Annotated in this window: 1 protein-coding gene; it reads left to right on the top strand. The window is 65.5% G+C overall.

Annotation, left to right across the window (positions count from 1 at the left end):
• The coding region (locus C5748_RS27615) for a hypothetical protein (RefSeq protein WP_199194927.1) at nucleotides 1-255 on the top strand (255 nt) is incomplete at both ends.

Genomic DNA, 255 nt, shown 5'->3' on the forward strand with positions numbered 1-255 from the left:
ATAGCGGCAGTCTGTTCACGGCAGTGCTGAACCTTTCCAACGCCGAGGTATCCGGCGCTCTGGGTCAGCTCTCCGGAGAGATCCATGCTTCCGCCAAGACCGCATTGGTCGAAGACAGCCGCTTCCTGCGCAACGCCGTCAACGATCGCATCCGTGCCGCCTTCGATGGCGTCGGCGCTTCCGGCGGGACAGTCATGGCCTATGGCGATGGCGGGCCGCAGGCGGTGGCGGCGACCACGGATCGCTTCGCGCTCT

The organism is Phyllobacterium phragmitis, from assembly GCF_002980495.1.
Lineage (GTDB): Bacteria > Pseudomonadota > Alphaproteobacteria > Rhizobiales > Rhizobiaceae > Paramesorhizobium > Paramesorhizobium phragmitis.